Origin of the sequence: Pantoea sp. LMR881 (genome assembly GCF_027157825.1) — a bacterium.
Taxonomy (GTDB): domain Bacteria; phylum Pseudomonadota; class Gammaproteobacteria; order Enterobacterales; family Enterobacteriaceae; genus Pantoea; species Pantoea haifensis.
In genome coordinates, this window is the sequence record NZ_JAPVOK010000001.1 from 66,232 (window position 1) to 91,217 (window position 24,986).

The window sequence follows — 24,986 nt, forward strand, 5'->3', positions numbered from 1 at the left end:
TCATTTTATCCACTTATACAGTGAACAGATCCAATATAACGATCATAAAGAGATCCTCTATAGATCCAAAGAGATCCCCGATCGCCGCAGGCCGCACCAGTCAAGGGCTGAGAGGGTGTTCATGTTCACTGTAATCAGTAAAGTGTTTACTGTAATCAGTACTTTATTCACTGTACACAGTAGAATGTTCACTATAATCAGTGCTAATGTTCACTGTAATCAGAGAACGATCCCTTTCATCCACAGAATGAAGATCTCATGCTATGGCAGATAAAGAGAGTGAAAACAAAGCGTTACTTGAACCTTTTCTGTCGGTGACCAAAAACAGTGGTGAAGTTATTCAGCTTCATCCCAACAAGAATAATACCGTCCAACCCGTAGCATTAATGCGATTAGGACTGTTTGTTCCAACGCTAAAATCGACTGCACGCGGCAAATCGGGAGCGATGGCATCTACCGACGCAACAAAAGAATTGAAAAATCTGTCGCTGGTGAAAGCCGAAGGTTATGAAAAGATTACCATTACCGGTGCACGACTGGATATGGATAACGATTTCAAAACCTGGGCTGGCATCATTCAGTCTTTTTCACGCTACCCAACCAAGGGCGATACCGTTACGTTACCTTTCATTGATTTCGTGAAGATGTGTGGGATCCCCTCGGCAAACTCTTCAGCGGCGCTGCGTAAGCGTCTGGATGCCTCTTTACGACGCATAGCAACCAATACGCTATCGTTTGAAGGCAATGGCAAGGCCTATCACACGCATCTGGTACAGTCTGCTTATTACGATCGTGAAAAAGATATTGTCAGAATCCAGGCTGATCCAAAATTATTTGAGTTGTACAATTTCGACCATAAAGTCTTACTCCAGCTCAGGGCTATATCGCGGCTTAAGCGTAAAGAATCCGCTCAGGCGCTCTATACCTTCCTTGAAAGCCTGCCCACGAACCCTGCTCCAATCTCTCTTGCCCGCTTGCGTATGCGCCTGAACCTGGGCTCTAAAACCACGACGCAAAATCATGTTGTTCGTCGTGCAATGGAGCAGTTAAAAGAAATTGGTTATCTCGATTATTCGGAAGTCAAACGTGGCCGTTCAGTGTTTTTCCTTATTCATAGCCGGACACCAAAACTTGACGGCATCAGCAATCTGGAAAGTATCGATGCGCTGGATGAGATTGATTTTGAGGATTAACTCACAACGTTCACTGTAATCAGCGGTTTTTACGTTGCACTGTCACTTTATCTGTAAATGTGACAGTGCCATTCCGGGAAGACGTTCACTGTAATCAGTAACATTCACTGTATTCAGTAGAGATCATATTCCATTAGCTTTTTCCTTTGCTTTCCCTGCCATGATAAAACCCCTAAACAACCTTTGTATTGATAGTGAGCACTTACTTTTCATACAAGCTCAGGTTGTAACATCCTGTCGACTCCTTCATCACTGATTACAGTGAACGCCGAAGCCCGTTTTGCAAGCTGTGCGCGTATCTGATTATAGTGAACACTTACATTTGTATTAATAGCTGATTATAGTGAATGGTAGAATTTAACCTTTTGAATTTTAATGAAATAGAAGCCATTACATCAGGTGATTAAGAAAACAGAGTGAGAGTGTATTCGTTCAGAATGAAAACGGTGGCAGGATTTTGGCGCGTTACAGATCACAGTGAATGGCTGAAGTAGGTTTACTGATTACAGTGAATGTATTTTTACAACTTGCTGATTATAGTCAATATTAAGAGACGAACTTTGTATCAACCTTGAGATACGGCTCTCACCTTCTGCTGATTACAGTGAATGCTAATTGACTGTTCTGATAAACCCGATAAGGCTGTTTACCTTTAGCGGGCCTCGTAGACTGCCCTTCCCTTCGGATCTTACCTCTTAACATTGCTGATTACAGTGAACGTTAACACTCAACAACCTTTTCAACGTCGTTCATTCTGGTGATGTCCGGCAACGTAACGCTTACTGATTACAGTGAACCTTCTGTTTTATGCAGCATTGAGTCCGAAGGAATGTTGCTGATGAGATAAATACGTCGGGTTTACTGTGCTGACTGGCTACTGGCTACTGATTACTGACTATAGTGAATGTTCTCCCTGCCGATGACGTTTGTACTGATTACAGTGAATCTTATTCCTTGGCCGACGCGCCTTACTGATTACAGTGAATCTTATCCGTGAATCTTCTTCGCTGATCGTATGCTCCTCTGTTTCTTTAGCCCGCCGTTCTCGCTGTTGCACTCCATAGCGAAGAGTCACTTCCTTATCGATTGGGCAAAAATACAAAAACCCGCATGATGTGCTGATTACAGTGAATACTTACACCCGCTCCGTTCATACAGCCATCAGGCAATGATCATTTACTGATTACAGTGAATCTCTTTCTGATGATGAGTCGTAACAGGAGCCTTGCTGATTACAGTGAACGTTTGAAGCGTGTGCAGTGACTGCTAAAGCTGTACTGATTACAGTGAATGTTTTAGAAGAGAGACGCTGAAAAGGAGACTGCTGACAGTGAATCTTTGGGGCTATTTAACCAGAAATGAGCGATTTACAGCATGACCGATAAAGTTAAGTGCGGAGTTATGGCTGCTCACAGTAAACAGGAAAGGTTCGCACTACTGATTACAGTCAACGCAACAGGCTGACAGAGCAGAATCTGTACAAAGGTTCACGCTGTTCAGTTGTGGTGTGTAACAGCCCTGTTTAAAAGAGATTACCTTGATGCAGATTCTTTAGGTGATCAGATAATTAATTGCCTCATATGCAGGATTTCGGTATAAAGTCACAAATCCTACATGTGTGGAGCAGGAATGGCTAACGACGATAAACAGGTAATGAAAGTTGCTCAGCGTTCAGAGCGTATGCTTTTAAGCCTCACTGAACAAATTCAGGCGCAAAAACAGGAATTGCACGAAAACACCTATTATCAGGTTTATGCAAAAGCAGCCCTCGCAAAGCTACCAAAGCTAACACGCGCCAGTGTAGATTATGCAGTGAACGAGATGGAGGAAAACGGCTATCAGTTTGATAAACGTGCAGCGGGTTCTTCCGTTAAGTATGCAATGTCGATTGAAAATATTATTGATATTTATCACCACCGTGGCGTAGCAAAATATCGCGACCGTCATCCTGAGGCCTACACGTTGTTTGTAGGAAACCTTAAAGGCGGTGTTTCTAAAACCGTTTCGACAGTCTCTTTAGCGCACGCTTTGCGCGCCCATCCTCATCTACTTTTTGAAGACTTGCGTATTTTGGTTATCGATCTTGACCCGCAATCTTCAGCCACAATGTTTCTGAATCATGAACGCTCTGTCGGCTTGGTTGAGGCTACCGCAGCACAGGCGATGCTTCAAAATGTCAGTCGGGATGAGCTGATACAAGAATTTATTGTTCCTTCAATTATTCCCGGTGTCGATGTGCTGCCGGCTTCAATTGATGATGCCTTTATTGCTTCCCGCTGGGACGAACTTTGTGCAGAACATCTGCCGGGACAAAACGTGCACTCTGTGTTGTACGACAATGTGATTTCAAAGCTCAAAAAGGACTACGATTTTATTTTCATTGATAGTGGTCCGCATCTCGACGCTTTTCTGAAAAACGCGATCGCTGCCTCTGATTTACTGATGACCCCCGTTCCACCGGCTCAGGTTGATTTCCACTCTACGCTGAAGTATTTAACACGCCTGCCTGAACTCGTCGGTATTATCGAAGAATCGGGTGCGACCTGTCGCTTGCAGGGCAACATTGGCTTTATGTCTAAGCTGTCAAATAAGGCCGATCACAAACTCTGTCATAGTCTTGCTAAAGAAATTTTTGGCGGCGATATGTTAGATGCTGCCCTGCCGCGCCTTGATGGCTTTGAACGGTGTGGAGAGTCTTTCGATACTGTCATTTCGGCTAATCCTTCAACTTACGTAGGCAGCAGCGAAGCATTAAAAATGCGCGCTCAGCCGCTGAGGATTTTGCTAAAGCGGTATTTGACCGTATTGAATTTATTCGTCTGAACTGAGGTTATTATGAGCGCGAAAAGAATAACGATTGGCAGAACCTTCAGCCAGACGCCTTTGAAAACAGAAGATACTGCAGAAACCTATTCGCAAACTTTTGTCCTTGCAACGGGCAAACGCGCCCTGTTCCGTGCAGAGCGTATACCGGCAAACAAAGTAGAAGACAAAACGTTTGTCGTGATGGAAACCAATGGGCGCGATCAGGCGGGTTTAACGCCTGATTCATTGCGGGATATTATCCGAACCATAAAACTACAGCAGTTTTTTCCGGCCATTGGTGTCATGCAAGGCGATAAAATTGAAATCCTGGATGGTTCCCGACGCCGTGCGGCGGCGATCTACTGTCAGACTGGCCTGGATGTTCTTGTTACCGATGCTGTCATTACTGCTGAAGAAGCACGCAAACTGGCTCAGGATATACAAACAGCACGTGAACATAACTTACGTGAAGTAGGGATGCGTTTACTGGCGTTAAAAAACGGCGGCCTTTCACAAAAAGAGATTGCTGAAAATCAAGGGCTATCCCAGGCTAAAGTGACGAGAGCACTTCAGGCCGCAAGTGTACCCGCTGAGTTAATCACGCTCTTTCCTAATCACGCTGAACTCACCTATCCGGATTACAAAGCGTTGCTTCAGGCAGCCGAAAAACTGCAGGAAACCGGTAAGGCTGTTGACAGGCTTATCGATGCTATCGCAAAGGAAGTTGAGGTTCTCTGTGCACGAGAAGGTTTAGCGGAAGATGAACTGAAGAATGGTATTCTGCGTTTAGTCCGTAACGGCAGTCAAACCCTTATTCAGGAGCCGGAGAAAGAGAAAACCCTTTCAACCAGCTTGTGGACTTTTGCTGACAAAGACCGTTTTGCACGTAAAAAAACGCGCGGACGTATGTTTACTTATGAATTTAACCGTCAGTCAAAAGAGTTGCAGGAAGAGTTAGACAAGGTTATTGCGGAAACGCTACGTAAGCATTTAGATCGCTAAAAGCAAAGATTAGAAATATCCCAGCCCGTGAGCTTCCGCATTCGGGCTTTTTTTATGCCCTGAGTTTTTTTTCGTAGAAGTCGTATCAACATTGCCTCCAGAGTCGATATTGACAGAACGAATAGCCTGTTTCGCTGAAATTTCAGGCTGAAATCGCCAAAGAAATACATCTGTTTTCTTATTTAAGTGAATGTTTTTTATGTGTTTATATTTTATTGAACGCGGTTTTTTCGCCAAAATTTTAGGGTAAATTTCATTCGCAAAAGCCGCGTTTTTATTTCAGGATGCCATCTTTAGTTATCTTTTCTGAAATTGAGCAAAACCACCGAAAACTAAAAATTTAACCTTTTGAAATAAAAGGATTTCAGCCTGAAATCGCCATAAGGACCGCTGTTGGAGTGAAATGAATTCAGGTTAAAGAAGAAAAACAAACGTGGTCACAAATGACGCGCAAATTCACATCATTAAAGATACGCAGAGACTATCCCTGAGTTATCCACAGAAAAAGTGGATAACTTCTCGCAAAAATCCGTAGCAGCCGAAACATAATGACAGAACTCAATGAAAGAGGGGCCGCTGCATTGAAAGCGGCCCCTGCTGATTTTTTTAAGCTTCTCAGTTTTGATACTTTATGCCTGAAGCCACACCTTGATTTGTTTCACCATCGCTTCTGTTGAGATTCCATAACGGTCATGGAGCGTCGGCAGAGCGCCAGCGGCCAAAAAAGCATCGGGCAGTGCGATTTGCTGAAAGCGGGGTGTTACGCCGTGGCGCATTAAGGTTGCTGCTACCGCTTCGCCTAAGCCACCCGTGATTGAGTGATTTTCTGCGGTAATAACTAATCGCTGATGATCTACCGCTTCACCTGCTTCCTGTAAGATAGTTTGTTCATCCAGCGGCTTGATAACCGGTGAATGAACCACGCCTACTTCTATGCCCTGTTTTTCCAGAGCTTCAGCCGCCTCTAGCGCACGCATTGTCATTAAGCCGCTACTGATAATGATCGCGTGTTTACCCGCGCGCAGGCGCTGCGCTTTGCCATGCCGATAGCGATAACCATACTTATCGAGCACCAGAGGAACTTTGCCCCGTAGCAGACGCATATAGACCGGGCCTTTATGTTCAGCCATAGCCGGTACAACCTGACTGATTTCCAGTGCGTCGCAAGGATCGATAATCATTAAATTGGGCATACCACGAAAAATAGCAATATCGTCGGTAGCCTGATGGCTTGGACCATATCCCGTGGTCAGGCCTGGCAGGGCACAGGCTATTTTCACATTGAGATTTTCTTCAGCAATTGCCATGCAGATAAAGTCATAAGCCCGACGTGAAGCGAAAACGGCGTAAGTCGTCACAAAAGGTGTAAAACCTTCACGGGCCATGCCAGCGGCGGCGCTCATAAGAAGTTGCTCTGCCATACCCATCTGAAAAAACCGTTCCGGGAATGCCTCGGCAAACAAATGCAGATCAGTATATTTGCTCAGGTCGGCGGTCATGCCGACGATATCGTCACGCTGTCGGGCCAGCTCAACTAACGCATGACCAAAGGGGGCAGCTTGTGTGGGCTGACCTTCTGCGGCAATAGAGGCAATCATTGCTGAGGTGGTCAGGCGTTTTTTCACGGTCTGCGTCAAATTTTCACTCATGTGAATTTCCTTGTTCCAGTGCGCTGAGCGCCTGATCCCATTCGTTGGCATCGACGCGAATAAAATGTGTTTTTTCACGACGCTCGAGGAAAGGCACACCTTTACCCATTTTGGTGTCGCAAATGATGACGCGCGGCTGAGGCTTTGACCAGGAACGTGCTGCATCAAAAGCCTCGGTCAGGGCCGCGATGTCATTGCCGTTAACGCGCTGGGTGTACCAGCCAAATGCCTGCCAGCGATCAACGATCGGTTCGAAAGCCAGAATATCGGAACTGTGTCCATCGGCCTGTTGATTATTGACATCAATGATGGCGATGAGGTTATCCAGTTGCCAGTGTGACGCAGACATCACGGCTTCCCAGGTGGAACCCTCATTGAGTTCACCATCAGAGAGCAGGTTATAAACAAATGATTTTGAGGATTTGCGTTTCAATCCAAGACAGGCACCGATAGCAATGCCTAAGCCATGGCCAAGTGAACCGCCAGTGATCTCCATGCCTGGTGTATATGCCGCCATGCCAGACATCGGCAGGCGGCTTTCATCTGTGCCGTAGGTTTCGCGCTCGGCTTCAGGAATAATGCCGGCTTCCAGCAGAGCGGCATAAAGGGCGATAGCATAATGCCCAATCGAAAGGTAAAAGCGATCGCGGCCTTCCCACTCAGGATCATCATGTCGGTAATTAAGCGCATGAAAATAGCTGACAGCCAGCAAATCGGCAGCACCTAAAGCCTGCCCGATATAGCCCTGGCCCTGAACCTGGCCCATTAATAAAGCATGGCGGCGGATACGAGTCGCTCGCTGATGTAGCGACAGCGCAGACGACAGTTGAGGAACGGCGTTCATCTTACCTCCTGATTAACGATTAACATCGGATGCGCGGATTCGGAGTACGCAAAGCGCACCAAGCAGCAGCACCGCAGCGATAAAATACATGCCAGAAGCAGGCGAGCCGGTAGTGGTGGTGATCGAGCCGATGAGCCAGGGCGAAAAAAACCCCGCCAGGTTGGCTATACAGTTCACGGCGGCAATACCCGCAGCGGCAGAAACACCCCCAAGCAAATTGGTGGGCAGCATCCAAAAGAGTGACGAAGCAGAAAGGATCCCAGCTGCCGCAAGGCAGAGGAAAAAGAGCGAAACCGCCACGCTGTGTCCGAGTGAGGTTGCCAGGGACAAGCCCGCCATGCCGACAAGCATGGGAATAATCAGGTGCCAGCGTCGTTCCTGGTGGCGGTCGCCACTGCGGCCTGCGATAAGCATAAAAATAATGGCGCAAAGATAGGGAAGGCTGGTCAGTAACCCAATGTGCAGCGGCTCGCGGATGCCTGAATTTCTGATTAGCGTTGGTAGCCAGAAGGTCAGCGCATATTGTCCCATCACCACACAAAAGTAGATGAGTGCCAGGAGCCAAAGACGTCTGTCGGCAACAAACGCCTTTATCGTGCCATGACAGGCTTTGTGTTGATTGTCCTCCTCCAGATCGGCGCGAACCATACGCTTTTCATTTTCATCCAGCCAGGGGCCTGCTCGACGCGATCTTTTAGCACTGTCAGTACAACAAAGCCCATTAACACGGTTGGAATGGCTTCCAGTACAAACATCCATTGCCAACCTGCCCAGCCATGAAAACCGGCAAATGATTCCATGATCCAGCCAGAAAGCGGCCCACCCAACATACCCGAAAGCGGAATAGCGACAAACCAGAGTACGGTCATACGCGCGCGCCGGTGTGAAGGAAACCAGTAAGTGAGATAGAGCAGTAAACCGGGTGCAAGACCGGCTTCGGCGACGCCAAGTAAAAAACGCAGCAGGTAGAATTGCCAGGCTGTTTCGACAAAAGCAAACAGTCCGGAAATAATGCCCCAGGTAATCATGATACGAGCGATCCAGCGCCGGGCACCAACGCGATGCAGGATCAAATTGCTGGGTACTTCAAAAAAGAAATAGCCGATAAAGAAAATGCCTGCGCCAAGACCATAAACGGTTTCGCTAAGCGCCAAATCATCCATCATTTGTAACTTAGCAAACCCCACATTTACGCGATCAAGGTAAGCACAGAGATAGCAGAGCATTAAAAACGGCATCAAACGCCAGGCGATTTTGCGGTAAGCAATATCGCGCGCAGCAGAAGCCGCACTGAGATTAAGCGTTGTCATGACATTCACTCCCGGAGTGAGCCCGTTACCTGCCAGGCAGGCGCGGGTAAGGAAGATAACCTGATCAGTGGATCAGCATGCCGCCATTCACATCCAGCGTGATGCCTGTCAGATAACCGGAGAGATCGCTGGCAAGAAACAGTGCAGCGTTAGCGACATCTTCCGCTGCGCCTAAACGTCCCAGAGGAATGCCATCGATAATGGCGTGACGTCGCTCATCCTGCATCAGGCCGCCGGTAATATCGGTGTGGATTAAACCTGGCGTAATAGCGTTGACGCGTATTTGATCGGGGCCAAATTCCCGCGCCATGGCTTTCGCCAGCCCGAGCACGCCCGCTTTGGCCGCGCTGTAATGGGGCCCCCAAAGATGCCGCCGCCACGTTGAGCAGACACGGATGACAAACAGATAATACTGCCGCCGCCTTGCTGCTGCATGGTTGGGATAACAGCTTGCGACATCAATAATGTGCCGCGCAAATTAACGTCTAAAATCCGGTTGTAATCTTCAATGCCTATTTCCAGTGTCTTCACCGGTTGGGTAATACCTGCATTGTTAACTAACACATCAATACGTCCCATTTCGCTAATCACCCTGCTAACCGCGCGATGAATAGCTTCAGGATCGGTAACGTTAACCGCCAGGCCCAGATGTTCTTCTCCTAACTGCTGCGCCGTGCGCTGAGCTGCCTGTTCATCTAAATCCAGCACCACCACTCTGGCACCTTGCTGAGCGAAACAGCTCGCCGTTGCACGTCCGATTCCGCGTTGTGAGGCTGCACCTGTAATAATGGCAACTTTATTTTTTTAGTAACATGGTCCACTCCAGAATAATATTTTTAGTGGTTCGGTATCTCTACCGGCAGGGTCCAAATCAGAATTGGTAAAACGGGTAAAATTGGCAATGCAAAAAAATTCATTTGATGCTGAACGAATTTGTTGATTTGATGCAGTTAACAAATTTGCATGAATGAAACGGGCACAGATCACAAAATCCATTCAACGGAGAGGTTATGAATAAGCACCCCGATCATCTTCCGTCATTAAAAGCGATTAGAGTTTTTGAAGAAGTTGCGCATTTCAATAATGTGGCGCGGGCTGCAGAAGAGCTAAATATTACCCCTTCAGCGGCCAGTCATCAGTTAGCAAAGCTGGAAAAGCAGCTCGGTTGCATTCTGTTCAATCGTTCTGCTAAGGGCGTAACCTTAACGCTGGCAGGTGAACATTATCTTAATGAAATCAGTCCATTAATGTTAGGACTGGCGCAGGCCACCGCGAATATCAGCGATGAAAAGGCCCGCAGTGCATTGCGTATCCACTGCGCACCGAGCTTTGGTTTATTGTGGTTGCTGCCACGGGTTCATAAATTCCGTGAAAAATATCCAGAGTTTCAGCTTACATTGTCATGTTCTTACGAAAATTTATCGTTCAGCCGGGACAATATTGATATTGCTGTGCGGCATGGTTTTCCTGACTGGAAGTCATTTGAAATAAAAACGATTCGACATGAAAAAATGTCAGTGTTAGCTGCGCCTGCCTATTTAGCTAAATATCCTGTTAATAAGCCTGAAGAATTAAAACAACACGCGCTTATACTTTCTGAGTCTCCACTTCTACAGTGGCCTCAGTGGTTCGCCGCACAGCAATTGCCACAGCCTGACAAAGACTGGCTATTCCGTTTCGATCGCTCATATATGAGCCTTGAGGCAGCGATGTTAGGGCACGGTATTATTTTTGAAAGTGAATTGCTTGCTGAGGAGTATTTACGCAGCGGCAAACTGGTCAACGTATTCTCTGCTGATTTCAGCCTGCCGGTTAGCGCACATCATCTGGTTTATCCGCGAGGATTTGCGCAGTTTCCGCGTGTCAGTCATTTTTTAAAATGGATCAATGATGAGCTTGAGACAATAAAAACAAAATAGACGCTTGCGTCTCCTGCCCGGTAACCTGCGTTGTTATTCACAGTTCCCCCTCTTTTTTAAATCCCGTCTACACTTCTTTACCCAAGCGGTAAAAATGTTTCACTTTCATTGTGTATGAAATTTAATCATACAAATGTTTAACCTTTTGATTACAGGGCTATTATGAGCGCCAATATGTCAAATTCTGCCGAATCGGGTGGCTCTACCCCGGCTGATACTGTGCGTCAGCGCATTTTTTTAGTGGTGTTGGTTGCCACTATGGGGGCGCTGGCTTTTGGTTACGATACCGGGATTATTTCAGGCGCGTTACCCTATATGACCTCTCCTCCCGATCAGGGTGGTCTGGGTCTTAACGCCTTTACGGAAGGGCTGGTTGCCTCTTCACTGGTGTTTGGCGCCGCGATTGGTTCATTTTTGAGTGGTTTTTTTCAGACCGCTTTGGACGGCGTGTCACGTTGCGCAGCCTGGCGGTATTGTTTGTTCTGGGGTCGCTTGGCACCGCATTAGCGCCTGACGTACCCGTTATGGTAGCGATGCGCTTTCTGTTGGGCATTGCTGTCGGGGGCGGCTCGTCGACAGTACCGGTATTTATCGCTGAGATTGCCGGACCCAGATTACGTGCGCCACTGGTCAGCCGTAACGAACTGATGATCGTGACTGGTCAGCTGATAGCTTATGTGGCGAGTACCTTGCTCAGCTATTTATTGCACGATGAACATCTCTGGCGTTATATGTTGGCCATCGCCATGGTTCCTGGCTTGTTACTGTTTATTGGCACATTTTTTGTGCCAGCCTCACCGCACTGGTTAGTGGCAGAAGGGCGGTTAAAAGAGGCAAAAAAGATCCTTAAATATCTGCGCGAAACACCTCGCGAAGTTCGCCATGAGATGGCAGAAATGAAGAAACAGGCCAAAGCAGCTGAACGTGGGCCGGGTGCGATGACACTCATCCGGGAAAAATGGGTTTTACGGCTCATGGTGATTGGCGCGGGATTAGGCTTCGTCATTCAGTTTACCGGTGTAAACGGTTTTATGTACTACACGCCGATCATATTGAAATCAACCGGTATGGGAACCAGCGCCTCAATTGCAGCAACCATAGGCAACGGCGTCGTCTCAGTGCTGGCTTCGATCGCAGGCATTTGGGCCGTGAGCCGCTTTGCACGCCGTAAGATGTTGATGACTGGTTTGAGTTTTGTCATTGCTGCTCAGGTTTCGTTAGGCGCGGTGCTCACTTTTATGCCGTCGGATCTGACACAAAGCTATCTGGCACTGGCCTGCATACTCCTCTTCCTGTTCTTTATGCAGATGTTCATTGCACCGGTTTACTGGTTGCTTATGTCTGAATTGTTCCCGATGCAGCTTCGCGGGGTGCTGACCGGTGCCGCTGTTTCGCTACAGTGGATCTTTAATGCCGTTGTGGCATTTGGTTTCCCGCCAGTGATGGCGTATGCCGGCAGTACCACCTTCTTTATTTTTGCTGTTATCAATATAGGTTCGCTGATTTTCGTAGCCATGATGCTGCCTGAAACCCGTGGCAAAAGTCTCGAAGAGATCGAAGCGCATATGAAAGATAAATTTGGTAAGAACAGTGAAGCGGCAAACGCTTACTGATTAACCCGGCAGACTGAGGAAAAGCGTTTCAGTCTGCCGGTTACCTGAGACAGAAACATCTTGTAAATGAAAGCGTAACGATTGATTTAAGCTCGCACATTTCCTGGGCGAGAGTTTAAAAGCCTGTCTATTCTTAGGAGAGTTAAGGATATTTATTCAGGAGAATTTGATGAAATTTTTCTATTTCGTTTCGCTTATTGCATCAGCTGGTTATTTGATGGCCTTTCTGCCCAAACTGAGAACACAGCGTGAACCCGTAGCCTATTGGGGCTGCTGGGCTTATTTAGCGGCAAACGCCATCTTTTGGGCGATCTATGGCGTGCGCCACTATCTTTAACAGATGTGTCCAGTGCAGGCTATAACAGGGTATCAGGAGGAAAAATGTCAGAAACTAACCGTGATTTAATGCCTTATATGCTGTTCTGTTGTCAGTCACGTTTGCTGATCCAGAATATTGATGGTCACCTTGTGGATATTGGCAGCGTGACTCAGGAAGGGGAGAGCTTTACCTGGCAACTGGACGGTAACGACGAACACGGCGACCAGGCTGAATCGGCTGAAGAGGTGTTGCGTGATGTCGGACAGCATTTAAGCTTTTTGTTTGTGGATGGTCAGTTCACCAGCTTACCGGACGTTAGCGACGAATATGGCGATCAGCTTGAGTCCGCACCTTCGCGTCAAATTCAGCTGCATGAGCTAAACGACAACGATGAGGAGTCGGTGCGCTAAGCTTTCGCAACATCTCATGGAAGAGATCAAATGTCAGGCCACAGCAAGGGCATGCGAAGCATAGAGTGATGCCCTCTTATCTGTGGCAAACCAAACAGGGTTTGATGAATCTGTGTTGCGCGAAACAATGGCCCCGACAACTGAGCAGGCCTGCATCTGATCTGTTTTCAGGATACAGGTCAGATCTTCAACGTGCTGACTTTACTGTTTCCCCATTTCATTCAGTTTTACCATCGCCTCGGCGGGTAAATCGAGGTCCTTACTTGCCAGATTTTCCTGTAAATGTTGGGGTGAAGAGGTACCGGGGATCAGCAAGATATTAGGTGAGCGACGCAACAGCCAGGCCAGCGCAACCTGCATAGTGGTGGCATTGACATAGGCGGCAACCTGTTCAAGCTGCGATGACTGCAAGGGTGAAAACCCCTAACGGAAAGAAGGGCACATAGGCGATACCCTGCTGCGCCAGCGTATCAATTAGCGCATCGTCGCGACGATGCGCCAGGTTATACATATTCTGTACGCACACCACCGGCGTTATTTTTTGTGCATCAGCGATCTGCTTTGCGGTGATATTGCTCAGTCCGATGTGCCGAATCAAACCACGATTTTTTAGCTCTGTTAGCGCCTCAAGCTGCGGTTCAAGCGAACCTTCCTTGGGCTGATTGACGTCAAGCATGCTACGGAGATTGACGACGTCCATACTTTCAAGCCCAAGATGTCGCAAATTGTCTTCCACTGCGCGGGTAATTGCCTCGGGTGTGAAAGCGGGTAGCCATCCGCCTTTTGCATCACGCTGTGCACCAACTTTAGTCACAATACAGAGATCGTCGGGATAGGGATGCAGCACCTTTTTGATCAGCTTATTGGTTTCATGAGGACCATAAAAATCACTGGTATCGATATGATTAACGCCAGCGGCAACGGCATTGCGTAGCACTTCTGCTGCTCGCGTTTCATCTTTCACCGGGCCAAACACGCCGGGACCGGCAAGCTGCATGGCACCATAACCTAAACGATTAACGTCACGATCGCCGAGGCGGTAAGTCAGAGTGGGTCGAAACATGGCAATCTCCAGTAGGGGGTCTCTTTTGAGTGTATCTTCAGACTGGCGACAATTTTTTGTCAGCACCAGAAAATTGAAAACAGCGTTGACCGGTGTTGCATCACCTTTTCTAAAATCGTGCTCTCAATTGAGGGCCAAATTGAACCGGCTGCCGCTGTGTCAATAGTACTGCCCGCAATGTCCGTCATATCTTCAACCGGCACAATGAGTTGTATCTTCAGTGTGCGTGCTGACGTGGGATTAACAATCCAGGTTTCCTGCGTGCCGCCGAGATAGCGCACGATATGTTCGATGGGGCGGAGAGGCCAATACGTTGCGCCGGGGAGGGCAGCAATCAATCTAAACGTTTCAGGCTGACAGCCAGTTGCGATCCGCGCTTTGAACCTGCCACCGCATGCACTTCATCAATAATAATTATGGTAACGCCAGATAATGTTTCTCGGGCTTTTGAGGTCAGCATCAAAAACAGTGATTCTGGCGTAGTGATCAAATTATCGGGGGATGATGCACTAATCTGGCGCGATCCGCTGACGAAGTATCGCCAGAGCGCACCCCGACATTAAGCATAATATTGGGTTCACCCAGTGCCTGTCGCTCAGCATAAACGCCTGCCAGCGGGAGCGTTAAATTGCGCCGTACATCAGCGGCAAGGGCTTTAACCGGCGAAATGTAAAAATGCGCGTTGTGGTTTCTTTTAACCGTTTTTCCTGGGCGGCACGTTCCTGAATGAGCCTGCCGATAGCACTGAGAAAAGCGGCCAGCGTTTTAGCCGATCCGGTTGATGCCTGTTTTTTCTGAGGCAGCTTCCACTATTCACAGCGTTAACCAGGCGATGTCATCACCCCTAAAAGTCTCTGGTAAAGGCCAGAAATTATTTCCTGATGAGTTATCACCACTGCACAAAGGAATGTTAGTCGGAAGTGAAAAAAGAGTAATTGATTCGGGCCTGGCTATTTTGTGCAAAATCGCGGCTGCGCTTCTAATAATCAGCCTTATCGTTATATAATTAATTACTTAACGCATTTAATTACGACCGGTAATTATTTGCCTGACCTTTTCGACAATAAGCAAAAATGTATTTTATTCCTGGTAAGTTTTATACGATTGGTTCGCTCAGCATTGCGATATTAAGTGCAATAAATGCGCATGCTGAACAAAATAAAGAGACGTTAGTCGTCACCGCTGCGCCTGATAATACGAGCACTGCCAGCAAACAGGTCACGTTAGGAAATCTCGGGCAGCAAGAAATACGCAACACACCCTGGTCGGTTCAGACCGTTTCACCTGAATTAATGCAGAAACAGCAATTGAAGAGCGTCAGCGATCTCTATCGCTATATGCCTTCCGTCCAGGGAGAGGGCACACGGCCCCAAACACGCGGTATGCAGGGAAGCGTGGTGCAAAACAGCATGATCGATGGTTTGAATGTGGTTTCAACGACCGATTACGCAACTGAGCAATTTGATCATATTGAGGTCCTGAATGGCCTGGCCGGTTCGCTTTATGGCCCGGCCAACCCTGCTGGGCTGTTTAATTTTGTGGCTAAGCGGGCAACGGATTTGCCACAGAACACGCTTACGGCTGGTGCGGGTACGGGGATCAGTCGCCTTTTGTCTGGCGATTTCAGCGGGCCGTTAGATGATAATGATCGTCTGCGCTATCGACTCAATGTGCTGGACGATGAGGGAAACGGCTATGCCAGCGGCAGCAAAAAACGCCGACAGCTTATCAGTCTGGCGCTTGATGCCAGCCTGTCTGATAAAACCGTGCTGGAAACTAATGTCAGCTATTACCACTTTTATGAAAAAGGCTTGCCGGGGAAATTTGCGCTAAGCAAAGGCCTCTCTTTTCCCTCTGCGCCCGATCCTGAAAAGGCAGGCTACGGACAATATTATGCCGGCAACAATAATCATACGCTTACCGCAAGCCTGCATTTGAAGCACGATTTTGATGGCAACTGGCAAGGTGAAATCGGTGTATTGCGTCAGATTGCCGATCGTGAATCAACCGCCGTTACCAACACCTTTACTGACAACAGCGGACATTACACCACCACAACGTCATCTGCCACTGCCAGTCGTTTCACCATCAATAGCTATATGGCTAATATAAATGGCGATGTGGAGACCGGCTGGCTACAACACCATATTTCCGCAGGATTGCGTGGTTTTGTCTGGAAAAACATGAACCCGCTCGACGGGGGCACGCAGACGCTGGGCAGCGCCTCACTGGCGGATCCGGTAGCTTTTGCTGAGCCTGATTATCCTGATTTCACCCATCGTTACCATTCGGCTACGGCGACGCAACATGCTTTTTTACTGAGCGATAATCTCTCTTTCAATCCGCAGTGGAGCCTGTTACTGGCGGGCAGCGAAAGTTTGCTCAGCACGGCTAATTATACGCAAAGCGGCGTACGCAGCAGCGCCTCCTCAAACCGGGGTTTTAGCGGTTCGGCCAGTCTGATGTACAAGCCGATCGATCCGCTAACGCTCTATATCACCTGTGCCGACAGTTTACAGCAGGGCGATACTGCGCCGGCGGGCAGTAACAATGCCGGAGAAATACTGACGCCTTACCGCAGTAAGCAGATTGAAGCTGGCAGCAAACTGGCGGTTGGCGACATGCTGCTTACTGCCGCAGTATTCCAAATCACGCGCCCCTTTGCCTATACCCAGACTGATGGCAATTATGCGCAGGATGGCAAACAGCGTAATCGTGGCGTCGAACTGATGGCATATGGTGATGTTACGCCGCACCTGCATCTCTATGGCGGCATGACCTGGCTGGATGCCCGTTTGCTCAGTACGGCCAGCGCAACCACAACCGATAAACAAATCGTGGGTTTACCTAAATACACAGCCAGTCTGTTTGTCGCCTGGGACCTGCCGGTATTCAGCGGGACGGACGTTCATGCGGGTATTCACTACGCAGGACGGCGCGCAACGGATAACAGCAACGCGAGTTGGGTGAGCAGCTATACCACGCTGGATGCGGGTGCGGCTTATCACACTCAGCTATTTAATACCGCTACGACGTTTCGTTTTGATGTAACTAACCTGACGAATCGCCATTACTGGGCCAATATCGTGCCGGGGGATTAAACGGCTATAGCGGGGCAGGCTATGCCAGTGCTCAACCTGGCGAGCCGCGCATGATGCAACTCTCAATGCAGCTTAACTTCTGACAGGAATAGTATGTTCAAAAGATCACTACTCGCCCTCTGCCTGACACTGCCGCTCGCCAGCTTCACCACGTTGGCGAAAACAGTGACTGACGATGCGGGAAATCAGGTTGTTATTGATAAACCGGCGTTGCGCATCGCAGACGCCTGGTATGCGCATCACTCATTATTAATGACGCTTGGGGCAGGCGATCGCATTGTCGCCACGGTCAATCATGCCGCTGATCGGCCCTGGATGTTTAAAGTGCAGCCTTCTCTGAATCAGGCTTTACAGGTGCACGGTAAAGATTTTTCCAGTGAGGCTTTGGTGGCGCGCAATGTGGATGCGGTTTTCGTCCCGAAAAACGATCCGCAGGCAGCCGCTTATCGCCAGGCGGGTCTTCCTGCCCTGATGATGGGATTTAATGATTTTGCCAGTATGAAGCAATCGTTGTTAACCACGGCTGAAGTTATCGGTACCTCAACGGCGATGACGCGCGCGCAAGCGTACAACCACTACCTTGATCGGCAAATTGCATTTATTTCACAAAAAACGGCGCATCTGAGTCACGAGCAACGTCCGCGCGTTTTGCATATTCAGTCGCTCCATCCGTTAAAGGTTGATGGTTGCGACACGCTCATTGATACCTGGATTACACTGGCTGGCGGGCAAAACGTGGCCGGGCAGATCAAGGGCAACATGCATGAAGTGTCGCCTGAAGATGTGATCATGTGGGATCCTGATATCATTATTGTCGGAGCAGGCGCGGGAACACTGACCGATTCCCCCTATGCGGCATTATTTGCCAGCCTCAGGGCGGTAAAGCAGCATCGAGTCTGGCAAAACCCGGCTGGCGTATTTCCATGGGATCGTTACGGGACGGAAGCGGCGCTGCAAATTCAGTGGGCAGCGAAGCAACTGCATCCTGAACTGTTTCCAACCCTGGACATGATTCGAGCCACGCAGGATTTCTATCAGCAGTTTTTTGATTTTTCATTAAGCCAGAAAGACGCTGAACGCATTATCGCTGCACAACCGCCGGAATAAACGGTTTGGCCTGTTGCGTGATGCGCCAGGCCGGGTGGGTTTTACGCTGGAAAATCCCGCAAGGCGTTTTCAACACGCATAGCGGCATCCGTTTCTCCATTTTCAAGAAGTAACTGCGCAAGCTGACGCAGCTGTGCACTGCTCAACCCGACTCGCAGGCTGGCGCGCAGATGAGACAACAACTGTGCCTCTGCGCCCGGTGTAGCGGCTAATGCACCCACGGTTGCCAGTTCTCTGCTTTGCCAGTCGAGGTTGTCTCGGGCAAAAATATCGCCAAATAAATGCGTCTGAAGAAACTGATTAATCACGGGCGCAAAATCAAAAAGCGGCCCCTGCACCGGCGCACCAGATATTCTGGTCTGGTTCGCGATACCGATCTGGCGCAACTCTTCGCCGACGGGAACAGCACTCACCGGCTCCTTGCCCTGATCATCGTGAATACCGCGCTGTTTACGTTCTTCAACCACCTTCATTAATTCATTCAGTGCATTAAGACTGCGAGGGAAACCGGTATAGGCATAAAGCTGAACCAGAATTTCTTTGGCTTCGTTCACCGTTAATCCGGCATCCAGCCCCTGATTAAGCGCGCTGTTCAGTTTTGCCATACTGCTTGTTGCCATATATGACGCAATCAGTGGAATGGACTGCTGACGTTCAGATAAAGTCTCGGATCTGTTTTGCATCTTTGTTGCTCCCTCTTTAACCGGCGCGGCATATAAAGCCGGGCTGAAACTGGCCATGATTAAGCATGCTGCCGTGAATTGTTTAATGCGCGTGGTATTGTTCATCTGTCACTTTCTCCATCCATTCAACCGATTTGCCTGCCACAGTGCCGGTTATTGCCAGATGCGTCATGGCACTGCCAGGTGTCGCACCATGCCAGTGTTTGACGCCCGGTGGGCACGATACAACGTCACCGGCGCGAATAATCTGTACTGGCTGACCTTCCTGCTGGGTCAGGCCAACGCCAGTGGTGACAATAAGCCGCTGGCCTGCCGGGTGGGTATGCCAGGCTGAGCGTGCGCCCGGTTCGAAGGTGACATAAGCACCGGAAGCATTGATGGTCTTATCCGCCGGGAACAAGGGATCCACGCGAACCCGCCCGGTAAAATTTTCTGCGGGGCCGGAAACTGCGTTCTGGCTTCCGGCGGGCGCGATATACACAGAAACGTTTTCTTGCTGAGCAAATGAGGTTAAAGAAACCAGAGGCAGGAGAATTGCTAAAAAGCCAGTTTTTTTCATCATATGAATACCTTAGTGTGTAAAGGATCCCACAGATAACGCTGTGTCGATAACAGGCTGACAGAGGAAGGCGATGATTTTTTTCAGCAGGTTTGTAAAACAACTGTCTGCAGAATAGCGAACAATGACAAAGAGATAATTACGTCAGATTAATAGCCGTTATGAGCAAAATTCACAGACGCTTTTCTGTTTTTTAAATACCCTAAATCATCAATCGCATTCGTCAGGTAAGCGAACGGATTGACGATGTTTCAGTAGCCAGTAATGAGCAGAGCGTCGGGATTGATCAAGTAAACCTGGCCGTGACGCACAGGGATGGCGCAACCGGCAGCATGCGGCGCTTTCTCAGCCCTCTAATGCTGCTGCGCAGGCTGAGAAACTTTAAACTCAACCCGCTTCCTGCAACGCATTCATTTCCTTGCATGGTGAGTCACATCGTTGCGCTTTTAGTGACAGAAAAATCGTTGCTGAAAATGAAAAGCCTGTTCATTCTCAAGAGCAATAAACCCGGCTTAACGATAAGGAGCAAAAGTGAATGTTATCGGCTTGATTGGCGGTATGTCGTGGGAATCGACTGCGCTCTATTACCGCATCATTAACCAGGAAGTGAAGCAGCGTTTAGGCGGATTGCACTCGGCTAAGCTGGTGCTGTATAGCGTCGATTTTCAACAAATTGAGCAATTACAGGTATCGGGCGAGTGGGAAAAAGCGGGAGCCATTTTGGCGGACGCGGCACGCAACCTTCAGCGCGCAGGGGCCAGTTTCATCGTGCTTTGCACGAACACCATGCACAAAGTGGCGCAGCAGATCACGGATGCGGTGACGGTTCCGTTGCTGCATATCGCCGATGCGACCGCGCAGCGTATTCAGCAAGCGGGCTTGCGCAAAGTGGGTTTACTGGCGACGCGCTTTACCATGGAGCAGGATTTTTATCGTGGACGGCTACAAAATAATTTCAACATTGAGGTCATAACGCCAGACGAGCAGGATCGTATCTTTGTACACGATGTTATTTATCAGGAGTTGTGTCTGGGGAGGTTAAACCAGAATCGCGTATACGCTATCGGCAGATTATGCAGAAGCTCGAAGAGCAGGGCGCTGAGGCCATTATCCTGGGCTGCACCGAAATCACCTTACTGGTAGAGATCAGTGATGCCAGCGTCCCGCTGTTTGATACCACATTAATTCATGCGCAGGACGCAGTAACTCAGGCGCTGCAACAGGAGCATTGATGAACATAGAAAATTTGCCATTTGGCATAACGCACTGGAATGACATTGAACCCGACATTCATCCAGGAGAACAGGGCAGTGCCACGTGGCGTACCGCGCAGTTTAATGATATACGCGTGCGTATTGTTGACTATTCGCCGGGTTATCTTGCCGATCACTGGTGTGTTAAAGGGCATATTCTGTTTTGTCTTGAAGGCGAACTGCAGACGGAGCTCGAAGATGGCCGCACTTTTGTTCTTACGCCGGGCACCAGCTATCAAGTAGCGGATAACGCGGAAGCTCATCGTTCTTCTACCGCAACCGGTGCAAAACTATTTATTGTCGACTGATGATCTCGCCTGAAGCGTGGCTCAGCGTAATAAGCCACGCTTTTTAATTAATTAAAAAAATTAGCTGGAAACTAAAGTCCATTATGAATTTACATTACTATGAATTAGCTGAATGTAATTTATAAATATATCGAAATCAACGTGTTAATTTGTCAGAATTATCTGTGTTCTCTCGCTATTCTTCTGTCAGGTTGTATGCTTTATTTTCCATACAACACATTTGTTGTTTCCTTCCTATCGCTGACAGTTATGAGGAATTAATGTGCTGATAAAAAAGAAGCGAGTCCGATCGCATACCGAAGACCGTTATCTGGCGCTGGTATTAGCCACTACGGCAGGGATCCTGAATGCAATGGCACTGGGGGCATTTGGCTTTTTTCCGTCCCACATGACGGGTAATGCCTCTCAAATTTCCAGCGAAATATCCAGCTCTAATATGCACAGCTTGTTATTTTTGGCTGTGCTGATAACTGCGTTTGTATTAGGTTGTACCACAGCGCGTTTCGCTGTCATTGCAGGCCTGCAGCGTAAAATCAGAACAATTTTTTGTCTAATCATCCTGGTTGAAGGGCTGGCACTTACGGCAGCCTCCCTTTTTGAAACGGTATATTACTCGCCTGGCTACAACGGTGAAATACTGGTATTGCTGGGATATTTGATGGGTGTGCATAACTCAACATCAACCCAGCTTTCTAACGGTCGCGTTCGCTCTACGCATATTACCGGCACGCTGACTGATGCCGGTATCGCATTTGGTTCATTTGTAACTTCATTTATTTCCCGCTCTCATTCTGACGAACGGCGTTTTTATCAGAAGCAGCTTCATACTCACCTGACCACTATTTTTTCATTTTTAAGCGGCTGTATTGCCGGATTGCTGCTCTTTAAATCTTTTGGTTTCTACTCGATGATTGGTTTAGGTATTTTGCTCACTGTCGTGGCGCTCAGTGCTATCGCTATAACCTTACAAACCGCGAGAAAACGGCTGTATTAACAGGAACTATTTCACGGTGCGGCTTTTTGCACGATTTTTTATAGGGTGCAGAAAGTCGCTCATTTGAATGAATAATTAAAAAGAAAAGGATTAGCATATTTTAGGTTTAACAGCGTGAAAGCAGGGGAAAAGAAAGGCTTCTGTTTTCTGGCAGGGCGAGGCAATCCATTGCCTCCGATAACAAGCGCATCTACCTTATAGCCTGTCAGCTGCGGCGACTGTTCTGGCCACCTTTCTTCCCTGCTTCGGACGCTTTTTCGCGGTCATTTTTAAAGTTGCCACCGCTGTGCTGGCCGCCTTTTTTACCGGCTGAGCTTGCTTTCTCGCGGTCATCTGCAAAATTACCTGAACCGCCTCTGTGCTGAGTCATATTATGTTCTCCTCAAGAGTTTTAAATTACATAACTTATTTCGTTAAGTTATGCGCGTCGTTCAGCATTAATAATAGCCAGGCGTGTTATCTGTGCAAGCGTAGCGCGAAAATTATTTTTGCTGTCGCTGTTTTTTAATGATGAGAACAGCGCAGGTTATTAACGCAGTGTTATTACTGTATGTTTCATTATGTGCCGCTGTTTATCAATTGACGAAAAATTATATGAAAAGTGAAAGGTTTTAATCAGCTTTTATTTCTGTTTTTTTCAGTAAGAAATAATGGCTTATGATATTAAAAAAAAGAGGTTACAAGGCAGGCGTAATCATCTGTCGGTTATATACTTTGATCGCCTCATTTAAGGCAATACTTATTCATTATTACGCAGTTGCCTCTTTTTTCAGGAGACTCGAATATGATTACGCTTCACCACGCCATTAAAATTGCTGCTCCGCGCAGTATGGTTTTCCTTGCTCTTGCTGATGTCATCACCATGTCAAAATGGCATGTCGGCGAGGTTGAAGGAGAAATTGCTCTGGGAAAAATCCTGACGCTTCATCCAAAACCGGGAACTCACTTTAGCTGGCGCACTGAAGTACTGGAGCCGGACAGCAAAATTGAGCAGACCTCGGTGCAGGAAACTGACAGCCATGCGGGTAAGAGGCTGACATTTATCCTTTCCGATCTTGATGATGGCCAAACGCTGGTGAAACTCAGCCACGGTGAGTGGTCAGAACAGGATCCACATTTACCTTTTTGCAATACCTGGTGGGGCGAAGTACTTCATCAGCTGAAATTGTACGCTGAAAAAGCGTGAGGAGAAGCGTCATGCCACAAAAACGTCCTGAAAACTACCGTGTCGTCAAGCCCGGCGAGCCCCATCCGCAAGGCTGGAATGTTCCCCCGGTCAACGATTTACGATCGGCTATCGCGCTGCTTAAAACGCTACCGGGCCAGTATATCGAAACCGATCGCGAGGTTGATCCCATCGCTGAGCTTGCCGGTGTTTACCGCTATGTCGGTGCGGGCGGCACGGTAATGAGACCCACCCAAACCGGCCCGGCCATGACTTTCAACACTATTAAAGGCTTTCCAGATTCCCGTGTTTTAGTGGGAATGATGGCGAGTCGGGAACGTGTCAGTGCTTTGCTGGGCGCACCGGTGCGCGAGCTGGGTATTCAAATGGCTGAAGCGCGGAAAAACGTGACGCCGCCTGTGATGGTCAAGCCACAAGACGCTCCCTGCCAGGAAGTGGTTTATCGGGCTGATGATGAAGGCTTCGATTTAAGAAAAATTTTGCCTGCCCCTACAAACACCACGGAGGATGCCGGTCCCTATTTTTGTCTTGGGCTGGTGCTCGGCAGCGATCCTGATAATCAGGACAACACGGATGTGACAATTCATCGCTTGTGCGTACAGAGCAAAGATGAATTGTCGATTTTCTTTGCGCCGGGCCGCCACATTGACGCCTTCCGCCAAAAGGCCGAAGCTGCGGGTAAACCTTTAGCCGTGTCGATCAACATGGGACTGGATCCGGCGATTTATATTGGTGCCGAATTCGAAGCGCCTGTCACGCCTTTTGGGTTTAACGAGTTGTGTGTCGCGGGCGGTTTACGTGGTCAGCCGGTTGAACTGGTGGATTGCCTTACCGTAAAACAGCGCGCAATTGCCCGTGCTGAAATCGTTATTGAAGGTGAGATCCTGCCCCATACCCGCGTCGCGGAAGATCAAAACAGTGGCACAGGCAAAGCTATGCCAGAATTTCCTGGTTATACCGGCGAAGCCAACCCCTCGCTACCGGTAATAAAGGTCAAAGCGATTACTACCCGCAAACAGCCTGTCTTGCAAACCCTGGTGGGGCCGGGTGAAGAGCATGTCAGTCTTGCCGGTATTCCTACCGAAGCCAGTATTCATATCCAGTGCAATGATGCCCTGCCAGGCCTGGTAAAAAACGTCTATGCCCACAGTGCGGGAGGCGGAAAATTTCTGGCCGTGCTGCAGGTTGCGAAACGCAATGCCGGTGATGATGGCATGACGCGTCAGGCTGCACTAATTGCACTTGCGGTTTATCGCGAGCTGAAAAATGTCATTTTGGTCGATGAAGATGTGGATTTGTTCGATACCGATGATGTGCTCTGGGCGATGCAAACCCGTTTTATCGGTGATTCAGACACTATTTTTGTTCCCGGCATTGCCGGACACGTGCTTGATCCTTCTCAGGCACCGTTTTATGACCCACGTATCACTGCAAAAGGCACCACGACCAAAACCATTTTTGACTGTACGGTGCCTTACCACTTAAAAGAACACTTTGTTCGCGCCCGCTTCAAAGAAGTGGATCCGAGCCTTTGGGTACCTTCACTGTTTAATAAAAACGCCAGTTAAAGCCATTTTTTGTTATGAAATATATACACCGCTGTGACAGGCGGTGTTCATAACCCTACCTGCCGCATTACATCAACTCTCTGCCTGCTCATGGATAAAC

General features: G+C 48.4%; 17 protein-coding genes and 8 pseudogenes. 15 read left to right on the forward strand and 10 right to left on the reverse strand.

Annotation, left to right across the window (positions count from 1 at the left end; genetic code table 11):
• Positions 1 to 263: 263 nt before the first annotated feature.
• The 3 genes and pseudogenes from O3W44_RS00505 to O3W44_RS00515 all read left to right on the forward strand — a co-directional run bounded on the left by O3W44_RS00505 (position 264) and on the right by O3W44_RS00515 (position 5,000).
• Positions 264 to 1,193 carry a RepB family plasmid replication initiator protein gene (locus tag O3W44_RS00505; RefSeq protein WP_269291559.1) on the forward strand — a complete coding sequence of 310 codons (930 nt, stop codon included), beginning with the start codon at positions 264 to 266 and terminating at the stop codon, positions 1,191 to 1,193.
• Between the two features lie 1,629 nt (positions 1,194 to 2,822).
• Positions 2,823 to 4,021: pseudogene (locus O3W44_RS00510) on the forward strand (AAA family ATPase).
• A 7-nt stretch (positions 4,022 to 4,028) separates the two neighbouring features.
• The gene (locus O3W44_RS00515; protein ID WP_269291560.1) at positions 4,029 to 5,000 is read left to right on the forward strand and encodes a ParB family protein; all 972 of its coding nucleotides are present in this window, start codon (positions 4,029 to 4,031) and stop codon (positions 4,998 to 5,000) included.
• A gap of 629 nt (positions 5,001 to 5,629) precedes the next feature.
• On the opposite strand, the gene O3W44_RS00520 is transcribed toward O3W44_RS00515, so the two are convergent.
• From O3W44_RS00520 to O3W44_RS00535, 4 genes and pseudogenes are all read right to left on the reverse strand, one after another.
• Positions 5,630 to 6,649: a transketolase family protein gene (locus O3W44_RS00520; RefSeq protein ID WP_442954580.1), complete on the reverse strand. Its 1,020-nt coding sequence runs from the start codon at positions 6,647 to 6,649 to the stop codon at positions 5,630 to 5,632.
• Complete coding sequence (locus O3W44_RS00525; protein WP_269291561.1) at positions 6,642 to 7,493, reverse strand: transketolase; 852 nt, start codon at positions 7,491 to 7,493, stop codon at positions 6,642 to 6,644. Before O3W44_RS00525 ends, O3W44_RS00520 begins: the two co-directional genes overlap by 8 nt.
• 12 nt (positions 7,494 to 7,505) lie before the next feature.
• Positions 7,506 to 8,803 (reverse strand): annotated as a pseudogene (locus O3W44_RS00530) (MFS transporter).
• A gap of 64 nt (positions 8,804 to 8,867) precedes the next feature.
• Positions 8,868 to 9,592 (reverse strand): annotated as a pseudogene (locus tag O3W44_RS00535) (SDR family NAD(P)-dependent oxidoreductase).
• 221 nt (positions 9,593 to 9,813) lie between these two features.
• Here O3W44_RS00535 and O3W44_RS00540 point away from each other — a divergent pair.
• From O3W44_RS00540 to O3W44_RS00560, 5 genes and pseudogenes are all read left to right on the forward strand, one after another.
• Positions 9,814 to 10,011 (forward strand): annotated as a pseudogene (locus tag O3W44_RS00540) (helix-turn-helix domain-containing protein); the annotation flags it as partial.
• 39 nt (positions 10,012 to 10,050) lie between these two features.
• Complete coding sequence (locus O3W44_RS00545) at positions 10,051 to 10,722, forward strand: LysR substrate-binding domain-containing protein (protein WP_269291723.1); 672 nt, start codon at positions 10,051 to 10,053, stop codon at positions 10,720 to 10,722.
• Between the two features lie 162 nt (positions 10,723 to 10,884).
• Positions 10,885 to 12,335: pseudogene (locus O3W44_RS00550) on the forward strand (sugar porter family MFS transporter).
• A gap of 169 nt (positions 12,336 to 12,504) precedes the next feature.
• On the forward strand, positions 12,505 to 12,672 hold the full coding sequence (locus O3W44_RS00555) for a hypothetical protein (protein ID WP_269291562.1): 168 nt from the start codon (positions 12,505 to 12,507) through the stop codon (positions 12,670 to 12,672).
• A gap of 44 nt (positions 12,673 to 12,716) precedes the next feature.
• Positions 12,717 to 13,064, forward strand: coding sequence for a hypothetical protein (locus O3W44_RS00560; protein WP_269291563.1), 348 nt, complete (start codon positions 12,717 to 12,719; stop codon positions 13,062 to 13,064).
• 201 nt (positions 13,065 to 13,265) lie between these two features.
• On the opposite strand, the pseudogene O3W44_RS00565 reads toward O3W44_RS00560, so the two are convergent.
• The 3 genes and pseudogenes from O3W44_RS00565 to O3W44_RS00575 form a co-directional block, all read right to left on the reverse strand.
• Positions 13,266 to 14,127 (reverse strand): annotated as a pseudogene (locus tag O3W44_RS00565) (oxidoreductase).
• 59 nt (positions 14,128 to 14,186) lie between these two features.
• A complete protein-coding gene (locus O3W44_RS00570; RefSeq protein WP_269291564.1) occupies positions 14,187 to 14,408 on the reverse strand; it encodes a hypothetical protein in 222 nt (73 codons plus the stop codon).
• A 53-nt stretch (positions 14,409 to 14,461) separates the two neighbouring features.
• Complete coding sequence (locus tag O3W44_RS00575) at positions 14,462 to 14,587, reverse strand: hypothetical protein (RefSeq protein WP_269291724.1); 126 nt, start codon at positions 14,585 to 14,587, stop codon at positions 14,462 to 14,464.
• Positions 14,588 to 15,200: 613 nt separating this feature from the next.
• Here O3W44_RS00575 and O3W44_RS00580 point away from each other — a divergent pair.
• Positions 15,201 to 17,311, forward strand: a pseudogene (locus O3W44_RS00580) (TonB-dependent receptor).
• Between the two features lie 10 nt (positions 17,312 to 17,321).
• On the forward strand, positions 17,322 to 18,335 hold the full coding sequence (locus tag O3W44_RS00585) for an ABC transporter substrate-binding protein (RefSeq protein ID WP_269291565.1): 1,014 nt from the start codon (positions 17,322 to 17,324) through the stop codon (positions 18,333 to 18,335).
• Positions 18,336 to 18,376: 41 nt separating this feature from the next.
• On the opposite strand, the gene O3W44_RS00590 is transcribed toward O3W44_RS00585, so the two are convergent.
• Complete coding sequence (locus O3W44_RS00590; protein WP_269291567.1) at positions 18,377 to 19,123, reverse strand: carboxymuconolactone decarboxylase family protein; 747 nt, start codon at positions 19,121 to 19,123, stop codon at positions 18,377 to 18,379.
• Positions 19,101 to 19,580 (reverse strand): (R)-mandelonitrile lyase, encoded by a 480-nt coding sequence (locus tag O3W44_RS00595; protein WP_269291568.1) that lies wholly within the window; start codon positions 19,578 to 19,580, stop codon positions 19,101 to 19,103. The genes O3W44_RS00590 and O3W44_RS00595 overlap by 23 nt, the downstream gene beginning before the upstream one ends.
• A gap of 528 nt (positions 19,581 to 20,108) precedes the next feature.
• On the opposite strand from O3W44_RS00595, the pseudogene O3W44_RS00600 reads away from it, so the two are divergent.
• From O3W44_RS00600 to O3W44_RS00610, 3 genes and pseudogenes are all read left to right on the forward strand, one after another.
• Positions 20,109 to 20,809, forward strand: a pseudogene (locus O3W44_RS00600) (aspartate/glutamate racemase family protein).
• Positions 20,809 to 21,138: a DHCW motif cupin fold protein gene (locus tag O3W44_RS00605; RefSeq protein WP_269291569.1), complete on the forward strand. Its 330-nt coding sequence runs from the start codon at positions 20,809 to 20,811 to the stop codon at positions 21,136 to 21,138. Before O3W44_RS00600 ends, O3W44_RS00605 begins: the two are co-directional and overlap by 1 nt.
• A 262-nt stretch (positions 21,139 to 21,400) precedes the next feature.
• The gene (locus O3W44_RS00610) at positions 21,401 to 22,132 is read left to right on the forward strand and encodes a YoaK family protein (protein WP_269291570.1); all 732 of its coding nucleotides are present in this window, start codon (positions 21,401 to 21,403) and stop codon (positions 22,130 to 22,132) included.
• Positions 22,133 to 22,337: 205 nt separating this feature from the next.
• Here O3W44_RS00610 and O3W44_RS00615 read toward each other — a convergent pair whose 3' ends face one another.
• Positions 22,338 to 22,502, reverse strand: coding sequence for a general stress protein (locus tag O3W44_RS00615; protein ID WP_269291571.1), 165 nt, complete (start codon positions 22,500 to 22,502; stop codon positions 22,338 to 22,340).
• 414 nt (positions 22,503 to 22,916) lie between these two features.
• Between O3W44_RS00615 and O3W44_RS00620 the strand changes: the two genes are divergently transcribed.
• Together O3W44_RS00620 and O3W44_RS00625 are read left to right on the forward strand one after the other, a co-directional pair.
• Complete coding sequence (locus tag O3W44_RS00620) at positions 22,917 to 23,318, forward strand: SRPBCC family protein (protein WP_269291572.1); 402 nt, start codon at positions 22,917 to 22,919, stop codon at positions 23,316 to 23,318.
• A gap of 11 nt (positions 23,319 to 23,329) precedes the next feature.
• Positions 23,330 to 24,886 (forward strand): UbiD family decarboxylase, encoded by a 1,557-nt coding sequence (locus O3W44_RS00625; RefSeq protein WP_269291573.1) that lies wholly within the window; start codon positions 23,330 to 23,332, stop codon positions 24,884 to 24,886.
• Positions 24,887 to 24,986: the final 100 nt, after the last annotated feature.

What these genes read in the sequence shown, in the direction of transcription:
- O3W44_RS00505 (WP_269291559.1), top strand. Translation starts at nt 264, where the DNA reads ATGGCAGATAAAGAGAGTGAAAACAAAGCGTTACTTGAACCTTTTCTG.
- O3W44_RS00515 (WP_269291560.1), top strand. Translation starts at nt 4,029, where the DNA reads ATGAGCGCGAAAAGAATAACGATTGGCAGAACCTTCAGCCAGACGCCT.
- O3W44_RS00520 (WP_442954580.1), bottom strand. Translation starts at nt 6,649, where the DNA reads ATGAGTGAAAATTTGACGCAGACCGTGAAAAAACGCCTGACCACCTCA.
- O3W44_RS00525 (WP_269291561.1), bottom strand. Translation starts at nt 7,493, where the DNA reads ATGAACGCCGTTCCTCAACTGTCGTCTGCGCTGTCGCTACATCAGCGA.
- O3W44_RS00545 (WP_269291723.1), top strand. Translation starts at nt 10,051, where the DNA reads ATGTTAGGACTGGCGCAGGCCACCGCGAATATCAGCGATGAAAAGGCC.
- O3W44_RS00555 (WP_269291562.1), top strand. Translation starts at nt 12,505, where the DNA reads ATGAAATTTTTCTATTTCGTTTCGCTTATTGCATCAGCTGGTTATTTG.
- O3W44_RS00560 (WP_269291563.1), top strand. Translation starts at nt 12,717, where the DNA reads ATGTCAGAAACTAACCGTGATTTAATGCCTTATATGCTGTTCTGTTGT.
- O3W44_RS00575 (WP_269291724.1), bottom strand. Translation starts at nt 14,587, where the DNA reads ATGCTGACCTCAAAAGCCCGAGAAACATTATCTGGCGTTACCATAATT.
- O3W44_RS00585 (WP_269291565.1), top strand. Translation starts at nt 17,322, where the DNA reads ATGTTCAAAAGATCACTACTCGCCCTCTGCCTGACACTGCCGCTCGCC.
- O3W44_RS00590 (WP_269291567.1), bottom strand. Translation starts at nt 19,123, where the DNA reads ATGAACAATACCACGCGCATTAAACAATTCACGGCAGCATGCTTAATC.
- O3W44_RS00595 (WP_269291568.1), bottom strand. Translation starts at nt 19,580, where the DNA reads ATGATGAAAAAAACTGGCTTTTTAGCAATTCTCCTGCCTCTGGTTTCT.
- O3W44_RS00605 (WP_269291569.1), top strand. Translation starts at nt 20,809, where the DNA reads ATGAACATAGAAAATTTGCCATTTGGCATAACGCACTGGAATGACATT.
- O3W44_RS00615 (WP_269291571.1), bottom strand. Translation starts at nt 22,502, where the DNA reads ATGACTCAGCACAGAGGCGGTTCAGGTAATTTTGCAGATGACCGCGAG.
- O3W44_RS00620 (WP_269291572.1), top strand. Translation starts at nt 22,917, where the DNA reads ATGATTACGCTTCACCACGCCATTAAAATTGCTGCTCCGCGCAGTATG.
- O3W44_RS00625 (WP_269291573.1), top strand. Translation starts at nt 23,330, where the DNA reads ATGCCACAAAAACGTCCTGAAAACTACCGTGTCGTCAAGCCCGGCGAG.